The sequence below is a fragment of the Chromobacterium sp. genome (genome assembly GCF_041912965.1).
GTDB lineage: Bacteria > Pseudomonadota > Gammaproteobacteria > Burkholderiales > Chromobacteriaceae > Chromobacterium > Chromobacterium aquaticum.
Window position 1 is genome coordinate 16,511 of sequence record NZ_JAYSGF010000014.1, and the last position, 16,053, is coordinate 32,563.

Genomic DNA, 16,053 nt, shown 5'->3' on the forward strand with positions numbered 1-16,053 from the left:
GAATGAACAATATGAAAGTGATGCATAGGCTGGCGTTGGGGTTCGGCCTGCTGATCCTGTTGCTGGCGGTGGCGATGACGCTGGCGGTCCGGCAATTGCAGGGGGTGGCAGGGGACTTGGTCGGCATTTCCAGCGTGCATATCCCGCAGGTCAGCGTCGCGCACAAGCTCGCCGCCAATGTCAACCTGACGTCGCGCGATGTGCGCAATCTGCTGCTGAGCAAGGATCCGCAGCTGATCAAGGAGTTCAACCAGGAGATCGACAATAACCTGGCCAAGCTCACGCAGCGGATGGCGCAACTGGAGCCCAATGTCAGCAGCGCCGGGCGCCCGCTGTTCGAAGGCATGCGCGCCGACGAAGCCAACTTCCGCTCCGAACTGGCGGTGTTTCGGCGCATGCAGGCGCAGGGGCGCGAAGTGCAGGCGCGCGATTACTTGTTCGTCACGCTGCGCGACACCCAGCTCAAATACATGGATTCGATAGACCGCTACATCGCATTTGAAGAGGGCCTGATGCGCAAGGCCGGCCAGGACGCCAGCGACAATTCGCAGCAGGCCTACAGGCTGATGTTCGTGTTCACCCTGCTGGCTCTGGCGATAGGCGTAGGCTTCGGCGTCTTCATCATCCGTTCGCTGATGCGCCAACTGGGCGGCGAGCCGGCGGAGCTGGTCAAGGTGATGCGCGAGCTGACCGAAGGCCAGGTGCGTTCCGAAATCAAGGTCAAGCCGGGCGACAAGCACAGCCTGTTCGCGTCGATGAGCCTGCTGGCGGAGAAGGCGATAGAGAACATCCGGGTACGCAATGCGCTGGACAACGCTTCCACCAATGTGATGATCTCCGACAACGAACGCAACATCATCTACACCAATCACAGCGTCATGGAAATGTTGCGTCGCGCCGAGGCCGATATGCGCAAGGCGCTGCCGAATTTCGACGCGCGCACGCTGCTGGGCACCAATATGGATGTGTTCCATAGCAATCCCGCGCATCAGCGCGACTTGCTGGCCAATCTGCGCTCGACCTATCGCGCGCAGATCAGCATAGGCACGCGTATTTTCGGGCTGGTCGCCAATCCGGTGTTCGGCACCGATGGTTCGCGGCTGGGCACGGTGGTGGAATGGAAGGACCGTACCGGGGAGATTGAAATCGAGAAGGAGGTGGCCGGCATCATCGCCGCCGCCGCCGCCGGGGATTTCGAGCAGCGCATCAATCTGGAAGGCAAGGATGGTTTCTTCCGGCAGTTGGGCGAGAGCGTGAATCAGTTGCTGACGGTGACCAGCCAGGGGCTGGGCGATATCGCCACCGTGCTGGCGGCGCTGGCCAAGGGCGATCTGACCCATGCGATCAAGGGCGACTATCAGGGCCTGTTCCGCCAATTGCAGAACGACACCAACACCACGGTGGAGCGCCTGAAGGAAATCGTCGCCAATATCAAGGAATCCACCGACGCGATCAACACCGCCGCGCGCGAAATCGCGTCCGGCAACGCCAATCTGTCCAGTCGCACCGAGCAACAGGCGGCCAGCCTGGAGGAAACCGCTTCCAGCATGGAGGAAATCACCAGCACGGTGCGCCAGAACGCCGAAAACGCCAAGAAAGCCAATAGCCTGGCGATAGGCGCGTCCGACATCGCCACGCGCGGCGGCAAGGTGGTTGGCGACGTGGTGGCCACCATGAACGAGATCAATGACAGCGCGCGCAAGATCGTCGACATCATCAGCGTGATAGACGGCATTGCGTTCCAGACCAATATCCTGGCGCTCAACGCCGCGGTGGAAGCCGCGCGCGCCGGCGAGCAGGGCCGCGGCTTCGCCGTGGTGGCCAGCGAGGTGCGCAATCTGGCGCAGCGCTCCGCCGCCGCCGCCAAGGAGATCAAGGGCCTGATCGGCAACTCGGTGTCCAAGGTCGAATCCGGCTCCAAGCTGGTGGACGAGGCCGGCAGCACCATGGACGAGATCGTGATCTCCATCCGCCGCGTCGCCGACATCATGAGCGATATATCCGCCGCATCGATAGAGCAGAGCTCGGGCATCGAGCAGGTGAACCTGGCGGTGACGCAGATGGACGAGAATACTCAGAAGAACGCCGCGCTGGTGGAGCAGGCCGCGGCGGCGGCGGAGTCGCTGGAAGAGCAGGCGCGCTATCTGGACGACGCGGTACAAGTGTTCAAGCTCAGCGATTCCGCGCTGAGGCCGCGCGCCGTGCCGGCGCGTATCGCACCATTGGCGGAGCCGATTGCGCCGCTGCCTGGCTTCAAGCCCGCGCCGGCCAAGCCGGCCGGCAAGATACAGGTACCGGAGCGCCTGCGGCCGCAGGTGGATCTGAGCGATGGCGAGTGGGAGGAGTTTTGACCCCGGCTAGCCGGGCGGCGGGCCGGGGAATACAGGCTTGATGGGGCTGGAATTGGATATCAAATTCACTCCCGATGACTTCCTCCGCATCCGCGGCATGGTGTATCAGCGGGTGGGCATCGCGCTGAACGACAGCAAGACCCATATGGCCTATGCGCGGCTGGCCAAGCGGGTGCGCTCGCTGGGCCTGAAGAGCTTTGCCGAATATCTGGACCGGCTGGAGCGCGACGAGGTGGCGGACGAGTGGCAGAACTTCGTCAATGCGCTGACCACCAATCTGACGTTTTTTTTTCGCGAGCCGCATCATTTCGGCATGTTGCGCGCGCATGCCGAAGCTTGGGCGCGGCGCGGACGCTCGTACCGGGTGTGGAGCGCGGCCTCCTCCACCGGCGAGGAGCCGTATTCCATCGCGATGACGCTGGCGGAACTGGCCGAGCGCATGCGGCCCTTTCCTTTCGAACTGCTGGCGTCGGATATCGATACCCATGTGCTGCAGCAGGCGATGCGTGGAGTTTATGGCAGCGAACGCACCAGCAAATTGCCGGACGCGCAGTTGCACCGCTTCTTCGACAAGGGGGTGGGCGCCAACGAGGGCAAGGTGAGGGTGAAGAAGCGGCTGAGAGACGCGGTGACGTTTTTCCAGATGAATCTGGTGGCGCCGTCCTGGCCGGAGCTGGGCGAGTTCGATGTCATCTTCTGCCGCAATGTGCTGATCTATTTTGATAAGCCGACGCAGGCGGCCATACTCAATCATATGGCGCGGCACCTGGCCCCGGACGGATTGTTGTTGCTGGGGCATTCGGAGAACATCCTGCACCTGAGCGACGCGTTCCTGCCCTGCGGCAAAACCAGCTACCGGCTGGCCTAGCCGGCGCGTGCGGCCTATTTATCGATCCGGGAGCGTGGATGGCGCTTGAAAAGAAAATTCGGGTAGTGGTGGTGGACGACTCCGCTCTGATCCGCAATCTGCTGACCTCCATCATCAACGAGGCGCCGGATCTGGAAGTGGTGGCCACCGCGTCCGACCCGCTGATCGCCCGTGAGCGCATCCGCGCGCTGGACCCGGACGTGATCACGCTGGACGTGGAAATGCCGAGGATGGACGGGCTGGAGTTCCTGCGCCGGCTGATGCGGCTGCGGCCCACGCCGGTGTTGATGATTTCCTCCTTGACGCAGCAGGGCTCGGAAGCGACCTTGACCGCGCTGGAACTGGGCGCCATCGACTTCCTGTCCAAGCCGGCGCACGATATCGCGCGCCGGATGGGCGATTACGCCGATGAAATCCGCGACAAGATCCGGGCCGCGGCGGCGGCCAGGGTGCGCGCGCCGCATCGCTTTCACCGTCCCGCCGATCCGCCGCCGCCTCCGGTGCCGCCTCTGGGCGCCGGCGCGCAGCAGGCGATGCTGTTTATCGGCGCCTCCACCGGCGGCACCGAGGCGATCCGCGCCTTGCTCAGCGGGCTGCCCGCCGATTGCCCGCCCATCCTGGTGGTGCAGCATATGCCGGAGTATTTCACCGCCGGCTTCGCCGCGCGCTTGAACAGCTATTGCCCGATGCGGGTGAAGGAGGCCGAGGACGGGGAGCCGATCAAGCCCGGTGTCGCCTATATCGCGCCCGGCAACTGGCATATGCGGGTACAGGGCGTGCTGGGCAACTTCCGTATCGCATTGACGCAGGACGAAAAGGTGAACCGGCATCGTCCGTCGGTGGATCCGCTATTCGATTCCGCGGCCGCCTGTCTGGGCAAGCGCGCCATCGGCGTGATTCTGACCGGCATGGGGCGGGACGGCGCGGATGGCATGCGCAAGATGCGCGACGCCGGCGCGGTCACCTTTGGTCAGAACGAGGCCAGCTGCGTGGTGTACGGCATGCCGCGCGAGGCGATGAAGGCCGGCGGCGTGCAACAGGAGTGGCCGCTGGACGCGCTGGCCTCCAAAATCATGGCCTGCCTGTATGGCAAGGCGGAAAAGGCGATGTCATGAACAAGGGCGCGGTGCATTTCGGCAGCCATTCCTATTTCGACAAACATTTTCAAAGCCAGGCGGTGAAGGTGTTCCCCGGCGGTTTCTACGTGACCGGCCAGCAGCAATTGCTGGTCACCTTGCTGGGCTCCTGCGTGGCGGTGTGCATGCTAGACCGGGTGGCCAATGTGGCCGGGATGAACCATTTCCTGCTGCCGGACGGCAGCATCGATGTCGGCGAGGGCGCGTCCGCCGCGCGTTTCGGCGTGCACGCGATGGAGCTGATGATCACCGAAATGCAGAAACTGGGCGCGATGCGCCACCGGATGGAGGCTAAGGTCTTCGGCGGCGGCAATGTGCTGGACGGCATGTCGGTGATGAATGTGGGCGAGCGCAACCGCCGCTTCATTCACGGCTACCTGGACGCGGAAAACATCCCCATCCTGGCCGAGGACCTGCTGGGCGACTGCGCGCGCAAAGTGTACTTCTTCACCGACAGCGGCAAGGTGCTGGTCAAGAAGCTCAAGCGCAGCCGCAGCCTGATCAGCGAGGAAAACCGCTACCGGCAGCAGGTGATGCAGCCGGAGGTGGCGGGCAAGTCGGGGGATATCGAGCTGTTCATCTGAATCGCTGCTCCGAACCGTTCACGATCTCGTGAGCAAGAGCGAGAGCCGCTGAGGAAGGCGGCACATGAGCATTTCGAAGCTGTGCTCACCGTGTCCGCCTCACGACGCGCAGCGGAGCGCGAGCGGATGCTCAGCGCTCCAGGTGTTGCAGCTTGCCCTCAAGCTCGGCCCAGTCCTCATGCTCCGGCAGCGGGTCCTTCTTCTCGGTGATGGTGGGCCAGATCCGGGATAGTTCGGCGTTCAGCGCGATGAAACCTTCCTGGCCCGGCGGCACGTCGTCCTCGGCGTAAATCGCGTTCACCGGGCATTCCGCCACGCATAGCGTGCAATCTATGCATTCTTCCGGGTCTATCGCCAGGAAATTGGGGCCTTCGTGAAAGCAGTCCACCGGGCAGACATCGACGCAGTCAGTGTATTTGCATTTGATGCAGGCATCGGTTACAACGTAGGCCATGTCCGGCTCCTTGTCGTCGAAACGGGCCGCCGCAAGCTCTGGCGGCCGGGTGATGATTGGTGAGCGTATCAGTCAACATTATTAGCCAGAAATTCCCTGCGCAAGCCCTGTCCGCCGCAAATTCACATCGCCGTCATGACCTTTGCCACTTATCGCGGGCGTTTCGCCCCCAGTCCCACCGGCCTGTTGCATGCCGGTTCCCTGTGTACCGCCGTAGGCAGCTATCTGGAGGCGCGCGCGCGCGGCGGCGAATGGCTGCTGCGGATGGAGGACCTGGACCCGCCGCGGGAAATGGCCGGCGCCGCGGATCATATCCTGCGGACTCTGGACGCTTTCGGCTTCGAATGGGATGGCGAGGTGGCGTACCAGAGCGGTCGCCACGCGCTGTACCGGCATGCGCTGGAGCGGCTGATCGCCTCCGGCCACGCTTATCCGTGCAATTGCACGCGCAAGGACATCGCCGCGCTGGCGCGACGTGGCCTGGACGGCTACGTCTATCCCGGTTTGTGTCGGCAGCGCTCCCCGGAGCAAGGGGGGCGCGCCTGGCGCTTGCGCTTGGCCGACGGGGAGACCTCGCTGCAAGACCGTCTGCAGGGCGTATACAGCCAGAACCTGGCGCGTGACATCGGCGATTTCGTGTTGCTGCGCGCCGATGGCTTGTGGGCGTATCAGCTGGCGGTGGTGGTGGATGACGCCGAGCAAGGTGTTTCCGACGTGGTGCGCGGCGCCGACCTGCTGGTGTCCACGCCGCGCCAGATCGCGGTGCAACAAGCGCTGGGCGTGCCCACCCCCGCTTATTGCCATCTGCCGGTGCTGGTCAATGCCGCCGGGGAAAAACTGTCCAAGCAGACGCTGGCGCCGGCGATTTCCGCCGCCGCCGCCGCCGCGGAACTGCGGCTAGCCTTGAGCCGCCTGGGCCACGCGCCGCCGCCGGACTGTGGCAGCCTGGCCGAGTTGTGGGCATGGGCGCGCGCCAGTTGGTCGCTGGACCGCGTGCCGGCGGGGCCGATCACCATCGACGCCTGATACCGCGGGCTTGAGTTTTTCTCCTATATTGGCATTTGCGTGAGTCCTGCCGCCTCAGGCTTGGCGGAGGCAGTCCATCCGCGCCGTGCCGCGAAAAAAAAACACAAATGCGACCTGTTTTTATGTTGAATTTGTGTTCTAATGCCGCCTTTTTTCGCGCATGCGCGCTGGTGCCAACCGCCGTTTCTGTTGACCCCGGTCAAGCGCTCCGTAGAAAGCATGCCCGGCTCGCCGCGCCGCGCCACTATCATGGGCGCTTTTTCTACGGACTTAATCCGTACTGGAACAGAGCCGGTCAGGCCTATTTCAGTCAGCGCGCGCATGCCATGCACCATGACAGCGCGGAGCGGCCGCGATGAGCGGCGTCCGCAATCGGCAGGCCCGATGGAGACCAAGCCTTGAGCAATGACAATGTAGACAGCAACACCAAGAAGCGGGCGTTGGGCGTGTGGATGTGCACCGCCCTGGTCGTGGGCAATATGATAGGTTCCGGCGTGTTTTTATTGCCTGCCTCCTTGGCGCCGTTCGGCGGCGTGTCGATGATAGGCTGGTTGCTCACCGCCGCCGGCGCGATCTGCCTGGCCTTGGTGTTCGCGCGGCTGGCGGCCATCCTGCCAAAGGAGGGCGGACCTTACGCTTATATACACGAAGCCTTCGGCGGCTTCGCCGGCTTCTGGATCGCCTGGGGCTACTGGATAGCGCTATGGGCCGGCAATGCCGCGCTGGCGGTGGCCGCTACCAGCTATATGCAGGTGTTCATCCCGGCCTTGGGGCATGACAATCTGCTGGCCGGCGCCTTCGCCATCAGCCTGATCTGGATCGTCACCTGGATCAACAGTCGCGGCGCGCGCAGTTCCGGCCTGGTGGCGGTGGTGACCACGCTGTTGAAGCTATTGCCTTTGGCGGCGGTGACCTTTATCGGCTTTTTCCATCTGCAAGCCGATAACATCGTGTTCAATCCGCACGGCAAGCCTTTGCTCAGCTCGGTGTCCGCCACCATGGCGCTGACCTTGTGGGCCTTCCTGGGGCTGGAGTCGGCGTCGGTGCCGGCCGGTGACGTGATCGAGCCGGAGAAGAACATCCCGCGCGCGACGGTGCTGGGCACCCTGATCGCCACCGTGTTGTACATCCTGTCCACGGTATCGCTGATGGGCCTGATGCCGCCGGCGCTGCTGGCCGCCTCGCAAGCGCCGTTCGCCGACGCCGCGCGGTTGATGTGGGGCGATTGGGGTTATTACCTGGTCGGCTTCGGCGCCATCGTGTCCTGCTTCGGCGCGCTCAATGGCTGGAGCCTGATGCAGGCCCATGTGCCGGCCGCCGCCGCGCACGACGGACTGTTCCCGCGCCGTTTCGCGAAGATGAATCGCGAGGGCGTGCCCATCTTCGGCCTGCTGCTGTCCAGCGGGCTGGTGACGGTGCTGATGGCGATGAAGTACGCGGGCGGCGACGGTGGCGTCAAGATTTTCGAATTCATCATCCTGCTGGCCACCGCCACCACCTTGCTGCCTTACGCCTTCTGTTCGATGGCCTTGCTCGCCATCATGCTGATGCGACCGCAGCAATTCCAGCGCAAGGACTTCCTGGCGCCGCTGTGCTTCGCCGGCGTCGGTTTCGCCTACTCGGTATGGGCCTTGTATGGTTCCGGCGCCGACATCGTGATGTGGGGCATGATTCTGCTGCTGCTGGGCCTGCCGGTCTATGTTTGGCAGGTGAAGGAGCGCTACGCCGATCCGTCTTGAGCGCATGGGGCGTTGATTTGAACCACGCGGCCTGGCGCCGCGTTTTTCATGTCCGTCGGTTTTTCGTCATGAGGCCGGATGCTTGCCTATGCCGACCGCAAATGGCTTACTAAGACGCTTTGCTCCGGGAGGAATCCATACCATGAAGATTAGCGCCGCCGCCGATCTGCTCACCGCCATCGACTTCAACTATGCCGCGCCGGATGCCGCGACACTGGCGCGGATGCGTGAGCAAAGCGTGCCTTGCGCGCTGTTGCGCGCAGATGGGCTGCTGCCGGAAAACAGTTATCACCGCGCCGGCCGCAAGGGTTGCGCCGAGCCGATGCTGGCGCGGGAGTTCGTCGCGCGCCGCTTGCGCGAGGCCGCGGCACGCTTGGCGCCGGGCTACGGACTGCAGCTGTTCGATGCTTATCGCAGCCGCGAAACCCAGGCCGATCTGTTCCAGATGGTGCTGGCCGATGTGGGCGCCGCGCATCCGGACTGGGACGCGGCGGCGGTGGAGCGTCAGGCGCGCATGTTCGCCGCCCACCCCGATGACACCGCCCGCTTCGCGGTGCTGCCGCATAACTCTGGAGGCGCGATTGATCTGGCCATCTGCCGGCTGGACACGGGTGAGATGTGCGATTTCGGCACCGGTTTCGACGCGGCGGAGCCGGCGTCGCGCAGCGATTTCTTCGAGGCGGAGCCGGATCCGGTACATGGTTTCTCGTCTGAGCGCTGGCTGAGAGTGCGCCACAACCGCCGCGTGTTGTTCAATTTGTTGAAGCAGGCCGGCTTCAGCAATTACCGCGAGGAATGGTGGCACTACGATCTGGGCGACTGCTTGTGGGCGCAGGCGGTGGGCAGGGACTGGATCTATCCGTCGATGGAAGCGGAAGCGGCGGCGCTGCTCAAGCACGCTTGATTGACGCGGGCCGCCGCGCCCAGGAGAGCGCGGCGGTCCGCATCGGACTTAGGATCTGCTGCGCGTCGGCGATACGGCGTTGAAAACACTCATTACCGTTTGTACGTTCCGCTTTGTCGCTCGTTTTCGCCTTGTCTCGCTCTTGCTCGCGAGACTTTGAACCGGCTTCTTAGCCGGCCAAGACTTTCAGCCAGACCAGCGCGGCGCTGGCGCCGGCATCGGGCACGCCCAGCGTCCGCTCGCCCAGGTAACTGGCGCGGCCCAGGCGCGGCCGCATCGCGGCGGTGGCGGCGCAGCCATGCTCAGCCGCCTCCAGCGCCGCGCGCCAGGCCTCGGCGGGGGGATGGCCGGCCTCCAGAGCGGTGCTGAACGCATCGGCGGCTGGCGACAAGGCGTCCAGCATGGTGCGGTCGCCCACTTGCGCGCCGCCCAGTTCCGCGATGGCGGCAACGCCGTCCTTGAAGGCCGCGGCCCAGTCGCGTGCTCCGGGCGCCGGCACCGTTTCCAGTCGTCGCGCCGCGCGCAGCAAGGCCGTGGAGTAGAACGGACCGGAACTACCGGCTATCGCCTGGCGCAAGGCCTGGCCCACCGCGCGCAAGGCGATGTCGGGCGCGCTCCAGGCCGCGTCGGGCAAGGCGCGGATCGACGCGGCGCCGCGTTGCATGCTGATGCCCAGGTCGCCATCGCCGCAGGCCGCATCCAGTTCGGTGAGCAGGGGTTCGGCGGCATCCAGCGCGGCGGCGGCGGCCAAGGCGGCGCGGCGCAAGCCGGGCAGGGCTGGCCCTTGCGGCGGTGCTTCGGCGGCGCTGGCTGCCGTCGCGCGCAGCTGGCGTTGCGCAGGGATGCGGCCGGCGCCGGGCCAGGCCGGCGCCAGGGTGGCTTGGTCCAGCCAGCTCAAACGCTGATCATCCAGCGCCAGCAGCGATAGCGAGCAGCCAGGCATTTCCAGCGCGGTCATGAAGTTGCCGCTCCAAGCGCGCTCCACCAGGAGGCCGCGCAGACGCAGATGAGCCAGCGCCGCGCGGGCGACGATGGCGAGCTCCATCGGCGGCGTGCCGCCCAGGCCGTTGACCAGCAGCGCCACCCGCTGTCCCGGGAGCCAGCCGCGGTCTTGCAGGATGGCGTCCAGCAAGGTTGCGCACAAATCGGCGGCCGATGGCGTCGCCACGCGCCGCACGCCGGCCTCGCCGTGTATGCCCAGGCCCAGTTCCGCCTCTCCGCTGTCCAGTTGAAAGCCGGGGCGGCCGGTGGCCGGCACGGTGCAGGCGCCCAGGCCCACGCCCATGGTGGCCACCTGTTCCGCCGCCTGCCGCGCGGCGGCGGCGACCTCGGCCAGATCGGCGCCGGCCGCCGCCGCCGCGCCGGCGATCTTGTGCACCAGCACCGTGCCGGCGATGCCGCGTCGGCGCGCCGGTTCCACCGTGTCGCGCAGCGCCACGTCATCGGCCACCACCACGCTGTCCACCGCGATGCCCTCGGCGCGGGCCAGCTCCGCCGCCAGGCCGAAGTTGAGCCGATCGCCGGTGTAGTTCTTGATGATCAGCAGCACGCCCTTGGGGCCGGCGACGGCGCGGATCGCCGCCAGCACGGTGTCGACGCTGGGCGAGGTGAACACATCGCCCACCGCGGCGGCGTCCAGCATGCCGTGGCCGATATAGCCGGCGTGAGCCGGCTCATGGCCGCTGCCGCCGCCGGAAATGAGCGCCACCTTGTCGCGCAGGCCGCCGATCGGGAAGTCCGCCCGCAGCAGCACGTTTTCTTCCTCCAGCAGCGCCAGGCCGGGCAGAGTGTCGGCCAGGCCTTCCAGCATTTCCCGCGCCACCTGACGTGGGTCGTTGATCAGTTTTCGCATCGTGGTTTCCTTTCCATTCCGGGTAGCGGTGTTGGTTCGATAAGATGGATGTCATCTTACGTCCTGCGTGAGTTTCATGGTGGCGCTGTCGATTTTGTGATCAATAATGAAAATAATATGTTCGAAATCGGTATTAAACGAAGCTATTGATGTTCAGTGTTTTGCGATTAAGAACATTTCAAGTCCTTGTTTAAGCTGAAGATAAACACGGCTTGCCAAGCCCTGGCACAGCAACCATAATCTGGCACGTCATGCAGGAGAGAGTGGCCGCCGCGCCACCGCCGAAGGCGCAAGCGCACCCGCAATCGCTCAGGCAAAAGGACTGCATCATCGAGCTGGCCGCAGCCAGCTTGCCGAATCTGGAGAGCGGCATCCAACGGATGCCCACCGAAGGGGCTAACGGCCGCAAGGCCGGAAAATCTCAGGTGCAGGGACAGAGGGGTGTAGGGAATAGAGCAACACTACACGCTTTTGCTAAGGATGCACCGATGACGGCCCTGAAACGCACCCCCCTATTTGATGCCCATGTCGCCGCTGGCGCCAAGATCGTCGACTTCGCCGGCTGGGAAATGCCCATTCACTACGGCTCCCAGCTCAAAGAGCACGAGATCGTGCGCAGCGACGCCGGCATGTTCGACGTGTCCCACATGACGGTGCTGGACATCAGCGGCCCGGACGCCAAGGCCTGGCTGCAGCGCTTGATCGCCAACGATGTGGCCAAGCTCGGCTTCGAGGGCAAGGCTCTGTATTCCGGCATGCTCACTCCCGAAGGCACCGTGGTCGACGACCTGATCGTCTACCTGACCTCCTATGGTTACCGCATGGTGATCAACGCCGGTACCACCGACAAGGATCTGGCCTGGATGGCGCGCCACAAGGGCGACTTCAATGTAGAGATCAAGCCGCGTCGCGACCTGGCCATCCTGGCGGTGCAAGGCCCGCAGGCGATCGCCAAGGTCTGCGCGGTCAAGCCCGAGCTGGCCGCCGTCATCCAAGCTTTGAAACCGTTCCAGGGTCAGCCCGTCGGCGACTGGTTCTATGCCCGCACCGGCTACACCGGCGAAGACGGCCTGGAAGTGATGCTGCCAGGTGACGAAGCCGCGGCCTTCTTCCAGCAACTGCAAGCCGCCGGCGTGGCGCCGATAGGCCTGGGCGCGCGCGACACCCTGCGCCTGGAGGCCGGCATGAATCTCTACGGCCACGATATGGATGAAACCGTTTCTCCGCTGGAAGCCGGCATGGCTTGGACCATCGCCTGGGAGCCGGCCGAGCGCGACTTCATCGGCCGCAAGGCGCTGGAAGCGCAGAAGGCGGCCGGCGTGCAGAGCAAGCAGGTCGGCCTGGTGCTGGAGGGGCGCGGCGTGTTGCGCGAAGGCCTGAAAGTGGTGGTGGAAGGCGTCGGTGAAGGCGTGATCACCAGCGGCACTTTCTCGCCCACCCTCAAGCATTCGATCGCCATCGCGCGGGTGCCGGCCGGCATCGGCGACAAGGCGCTGGTGGACCTGCGCGGCACGCTGACCGAGGTGCGCGTCGTCAAAATGCCGTTCGTGCGCAATGGCAAGAAAGTTTTCGCCTGAGCCGACAGGCCGGGCTGGCCGCGCAGCGGCCGACGAATATCGTTGACACGGATTTGATTGGAGACACTCATGAGCAATATCCCCGCCGAACTCAAATATGTTGAAAGCCACGAATGGCTGCGTCTGGAAGCCGACGGCTCCGTGACCGTGGGCATTACCGAGCACGCGCAAGAACTGCTGGGCGACATCGTTTTCGTCGAACTGCCGAAAGTGGGCGCCAAGCTCGCCAAGGAAGAGCAGGCCGGCGTGGTGGAATCGGTGAAGGCCGCTTCCGATATCTACTGTCCGGTTGCCGGCGAGGTGCTGGCCATCAACGAAGAGCTGGAAGCCGAACCGGAACTGGCCAATAGCGAGCCTTACGGCGCCGGCTGGTTCTTCAAGATCAAGCCGGCCAATCCGGCGGATCTGGACGCGCTGATGGATGCAGCGGCCTACTCCAAGGAAATCGGCGCCTGATAGCCGCAGCAAGCCCCGCAGTCGCCGCGCGACGCGGGGTTTTTTCATGGTTTCACCGCTTGCGTCCCGTTGCCGCCGCGCCATTCAGGCGCGGTGCGCGCGGCCAAGACAAAAGGCTTGATTTATGTCGCTCTCCGAACTTTTCAATCGCAAGGAATTCATCGCCCGCCACATCGGTCCGTCCGACGCCGAACGCAGCGAGATGATGGCCGTGGTCGGCGTCGCGTCCATCGACGAACTGGTGGCGCAGACGCTGCCGGCCGACATTCGTCTGAACCGCAAGCTGGAACTGCCGGATCCGATGCCGGAAGCCGAGGCGCTGGCCGCGTTGAAGGCCGTCGCCGCCAAGAACGTGGTCAACAAATCCTTCATCGGCCAGGGCTATTACCCGGTGCTGACCCCGACGGTGATCCTGCGCAATCTGCTGGAAAACCCGGGCTGGTACACCGCTTACACCCCGTACCAGGCCGAGATCGCCCAGGGGCGCCTGGAAGCGCTGCTGAACTTCCAGCAAATGGTGATAGACCTGACCGGCCTGGAGCTGGCCAACGCCTCCTTGCTGGACGAGGCCACTGCCGCCGCCGAGGCGATGGCGATGGCGCGCCGCGTGTCCAAGGCCAAGTCCGGCCAGTTCTTCGTCGACAGCCGGGTGCTGCCGCAAACCCTGGATGTGATGCGGACTCGCGCCAAGTACTTCGGTTTCGAGCTGGTGCTGGGCCATCCGGAGGAGGCCGGCAACGGTGAATACTTCGGCGCGCTGTTCCAATATCCGGGCGAAGCCGGCGATCTTATCGATCTGACCCCGCATATCGCCGCGGTCAAGGCCAAGGGCGCGGTGGCGGTGGTGGCAGCCGACATCATGGCGCTGGTGGCGTTGAAATCGCCGGGCGAGATGGGGGCGGACGTGGCCATCGGCAATACCCAGCGTTTTGGCGTGCCCATGGGCTTCGGCGGCCCGCACGCCGCCTACTTCGCGTTCAAGGACGAGATGAAGCGCTCGGCGCCGGGCCGCATCATCGGCGTGTCGGTGGACGCCAAGGGCAAGACCGCGCTGCGCATGGCGCTGCAGACTCGAGAGCAGCATATCCGCCGCGAGAAGGCCAACTCCAATATCTGCACCAGCCAGGTGCTGCTGGCCAATATCGCCGGCATGTATGCGGTGTACCACGGTCCGGAGGGCGTCAAGCGCATCGCCGCCCGCATCCACCGCTTGGCAGCCATCTTCGCGCACGCGGTCAAGACCGCCGGCGGCAAGCTGGTGTTCGACCGCTTCTTCGACACGGTGCAGGTTGAACTGCCCAAGGCCGATGCCGTGTATCAGGCGGCGCTGGCCGCCGGCTACAATCTGCGCCGCGCCGGCGGCAATGTGCTGGGCGTCGCCTTCCACGAGGCGGCCAGCGAGGCCGACCTGGCTCGCCTGATCGAGCTGTTCACCGGCAAGAGCGCCGATATCGCCGCGCTCGACGCCGCCGCGGCCGATGCGATCCCGGCCGGGCTGAAGCGCGAATCCGCCTTCATGAGCCACCCAGTGTTCAACACCCACCATAGCGAGCACGAGATGCTGCGCTATATGAAGAAGCTGGAAAGCCGCGACCTGGCGATGAATCACTCGATGATCTCGCTGGGCAGCTGCACCATGAAGCTGAACGCCACCAGCGAGATGATCCCGATCACCTGGCCGGAATTCGCCAATATGCATCCGTTCGCGCCGCGCGAACAGACGGTGGGTTATCTGGAAATGATCGCCGGCCTGGAAACGCAGCTGCGCGCGATCACCGGTTTCGACATCATTTCGATGCAGCCCAACTCCGGCGCCCAGGGCGAATACGCCGGCCTGCTGGCGATCAGCCGTTATCATGAGTCGCGCGGCGACAGCCAGCGCAATATCTGCCTGATTCCGCGCTCAGCCCACGGCACCAATCCGGCCACCGCGCAGATGATGAATATGCAGGTGGTGGTGGTGGATTGCGACGAGGCCGGCAACGTCGATGTCGCCGACCTGAAGGCCAAGGCCGAGCAGCATTCGGCACAGCTGGCGGCGCTGATGATCACCTACCCGTCCACCCATGGCGTGTTCGAGCAGCCTATCCGTGAAATCTGCGAGATCATCCATCAGCACGGCGGCCAGGTGTATATGGACGGCGCCAACCTCAACGCCCAGGTGGGCCTGTGCCGTCCGGCCGACATCGGCGCCGACGTGTCGCACATGAACCTGCACAAGACCTTCTGCATCCCGCATGGCGGCGGCGGTCCGGGCATGGGGCCGATCGGTCTGAAAGCGCACCTGGCTCCGTTCATCGCCAACCACGTGGTGGCGTCGGTGCCCACCGCCCAGCCGGGCCAGACCGCGGTATCGGCCGCGCCGTTCGGCTCCGCTTCCATCCTGCCGATCTCCTATATGTACATCGCGATGATGGGCGCGGAAGGCATGAAGCAGGCCACCGAGAATGCCTTGCTGTCCGCCAACTACGTGGCGACCAGGCTGTCCGAGCATTTCCCGGTGCTGTACACCGGCGCCAATGGCCGCGTCGCTCACGAATGCATCATCGATCTGCGCCCGCTCAAGGCCGCCAGCGGCGTGACCGAGGTGGACGTGGCCAAGCGATTGATGGACTACGGTTTCCACGCGCCGACGATGAGCTTCCCGGTGCCGGGCACGCTGATGATAGAGCCGACCGAGTCCGAGCCCAAGGCGGAACTGGACCGCTTCATCGCGGCGATGGCGGCCATCCGTCAGGAAATCGAGCAAGTGCAGAATGGCGCGTGGCCGGCGGACAATAATCCGCTGTGCAATGCGCCGCACAGCAAGGCCGATATCGCCGGCGACTGGGAGCGTCCGTATAGCCGTGAAACCGGCCTGTTCCCGCTGCCCTATGTGCTGGAAAACAAGTTCTGGCCCAGCGTCAATCGCATCGATGACGTTTATGGCGACCGTAATCTGGTGTGCAGCTGCCCGTCGACTGACAGCTACGCCTGATCAGCACAGCCCTTACGCGCAACCCCGGCCATGGCCGGGGTTTTTTTGCGCGTTGCGGTATGGAGCCAGCGCTGGAGTTGAGCGGATATACGGCTATCATATTTAATGGAGCGATATGATGGCAGCGTC

12 protein-coding genes and 2 riboswitches are annotated in these 16,053 nt (G+C 64.6%); of the genes, 10 read left to right on the plus strand and 2 right to left on the minus strand.

The window, feature by feature from the left end; translation table 11 throughout:
* Positions 1-2 precede the first annotated feature (2 nt).
* Genes ACE3QM_RS09655 through cheD form a run of 4 tightly spaced genes read left to right on the plus strand, consistent with a single transcriptional unit; the run spans position 3 to position 4,939 of the window.
* The gene (locus ACE3QM_RS09655; protein ID WP_374421542.1) at positions 3-2,351 is read left to right on the plus strand and encodes a methyl-accepting chemotaxis protein; all 2,349 of its coding nucleotides are present in this window, start codon (positions 3-5) and stop codon (positions 2,349-2,351) included.
* 40 nt (positions 2,352-2,391) lie between these two features.
* Complete coding sequence (locus tag ACE3QM_RS09660) at positions 2,392-3,219, plus strand: protein-glutamate O-methyltransferase CheR (RefSeq protein ID WP_231462730.1); 828 nt, start codon at positions 2,392-2,394, stop codon at positions 3,217-3,219.
* Positions 3,220-3,257: 38 nt separating this feature from the next.
* Positions 3,258-4,334: a chemotaxis response regulator protein-glutamate methylesterase gene (locus tag ACE3QM_RS09665; RefSeq protein ID WP_374421543.1), complete on the plus strand. Its 1,077-nt coding sequence runs from the start codon at positions 3,258-3,260 to the stop codon at positions 4,332-4,334.
* Positions 4,331-4,939, plus strand: a complete 609-nt coding sequence (cheD, locus tag ACE3QM_RS09670; RefSeq protein WP_048410535.1) for a chemoreceptor glutamine deamidase CheD — start codon at positions 4,331-4,333, stop codon at positions 4,937-4,939. The genes ACE3QM_RS09665 and cheD overlap by 4 nt, the downstream gene beginning before the upstream one ends.
* Before the next feature lie 130 nt (positions 4,940-5,069).
* On the opposite strand, the gene fdxA is transcribed toward cheD, so the two are convergent.
* Positions 5,070-5,393 carry a ferredoxin FdxA gene (gene fdxA / locus ACE3QM_RS09675; protein ID WP_048410536.1) on the minus strand — a complete coding sequence of 108 codons (324 nt, stop codon included), beginning with the start codon at positions 5,391-5,393 and terminating at the stop codon, positions 5,070-5,072.
* Between the two features lie 135 nt (positions 5,394-5,528).
* Here fdxA and gluQRS point away from each other — a divergent pair, with 135 nt between their 5' ends.
* From gluQRS to ACE3QM_RS09690, 3 genes are all read left to right on the plus strand, one after another.
* Positions 5,529-6,419: a tRNA glutamyl-Q(34) synthetase GluQRS gene (gene gluQRS / locus ACE3QM_RS09680; RefSeq protein WP_374421544.1), complete on the plus strand. Its 891-nt coding sequence runs from the start codon at positions 5,529-5,531 to the stop codon at positions 6,417-6,419.
* A gap of 398 nt (positions 6,420-6,817) precedes the next feature.
* Entirely contained in the window at positions 6,818-8,158 is a 1,341-nt protein-coding gene (locus tag ACE3QM_RS09685; RefSeq protein ID WP_231462735.1) for an amino acid permease, read from the plus strand.
* 142 nt (positions 8,159-8,300) lie between these two features.
* The gene (locus tag ACE3QM_RS09690; RefSeq protein ID WP_374421545.1) at positions 8,301-9,062 is read left to right on the plus strand and encodes a M15 family metallopeptidase; all 762 of its coding nucleotides are present in this window, start codon (positions 8,301-8,303) and stop codon (positions 9,060-9,062) included.
* 169 nt (positions 9,063-9,231) lie between these two features.
* On the opposite strand, the gene ACE3QM_RS09695 is transcribed toward ACE3QM_RS09690, so the two are convergent.
* Complete coding sequence (locus tag ACE3QM_RS09695; RefSeq protein ID WP_374421547.1) at positions 9,232-10,914, minus strand: dihydroxyacetone kinase family protein; 1,683 nt, start codon at positions 10,912-10,914, stop codon at positions 9,232-9,234.
* Positions 10,915-11,158: 244 nt separating this feature from the next.
* Positions 11,159-11,249: riboswitch (glycine riboswitch) on the plus strand.
* A gap of 14 nt (positions 11,250-11,263) precedes the next feature.
* Positions 11,264-11,361: riboswitch (glycine riboswitch) on the plus strand.
* A gap of 41 nt (positions 11,362-11,402) precedes the next feature.
* Between ACE3QM_RS09695 and gcvT the strand changes: the two genes are divergently transcribed.
* The 3 genes from gcvT (at position 11,403) to gcvP (ending at position 15,924) form a co-directional block, all read left to right on the plus strand.
* The gene (gene gcvT, locus ACE3QM_RS09700; RefSeq protein ID WP_048410539.1) at positions 11,403-12,491 is read left to right on the plus strand and encodes a glycine cleavage system aminomethyltransferase GcvT; all 1,089 of its coding nucleotides are present in this window, start codon (positions 11,403-11,405) and stop codon (positions 12,489-12,491) included.
* A 69-nt stretch (positions 12,492-12,560) separates the two neighbouring features.
* Positions 12,561-12,947, plus strand: coding sequence for a glycine cleavage system protein GcvH (gene gcvH / locus ACE3QM_RS09705; RefSeq protein WP_048410540.1), 387 nt, complete (start codon positions 12,561-12,563; stop codon positions 12,945-12,947).
* A 124-nt stretch (positions 12,948-13,071) separates the two neighbouring features.
* Complete coding sequence (gcvP, locus tag ACE3QM_RS09710) at positions 13,072-15,924, plus strand: aminomethyl-transferring glycine dehydrogenase (protein ID WP_374421548.1); 2,853 nt, start codon at positions 13,072-13,074, stop codon at positions 15,922-15,924.
* Positions 15,925-16,053 lie beyond the last annotated feature (129 nt).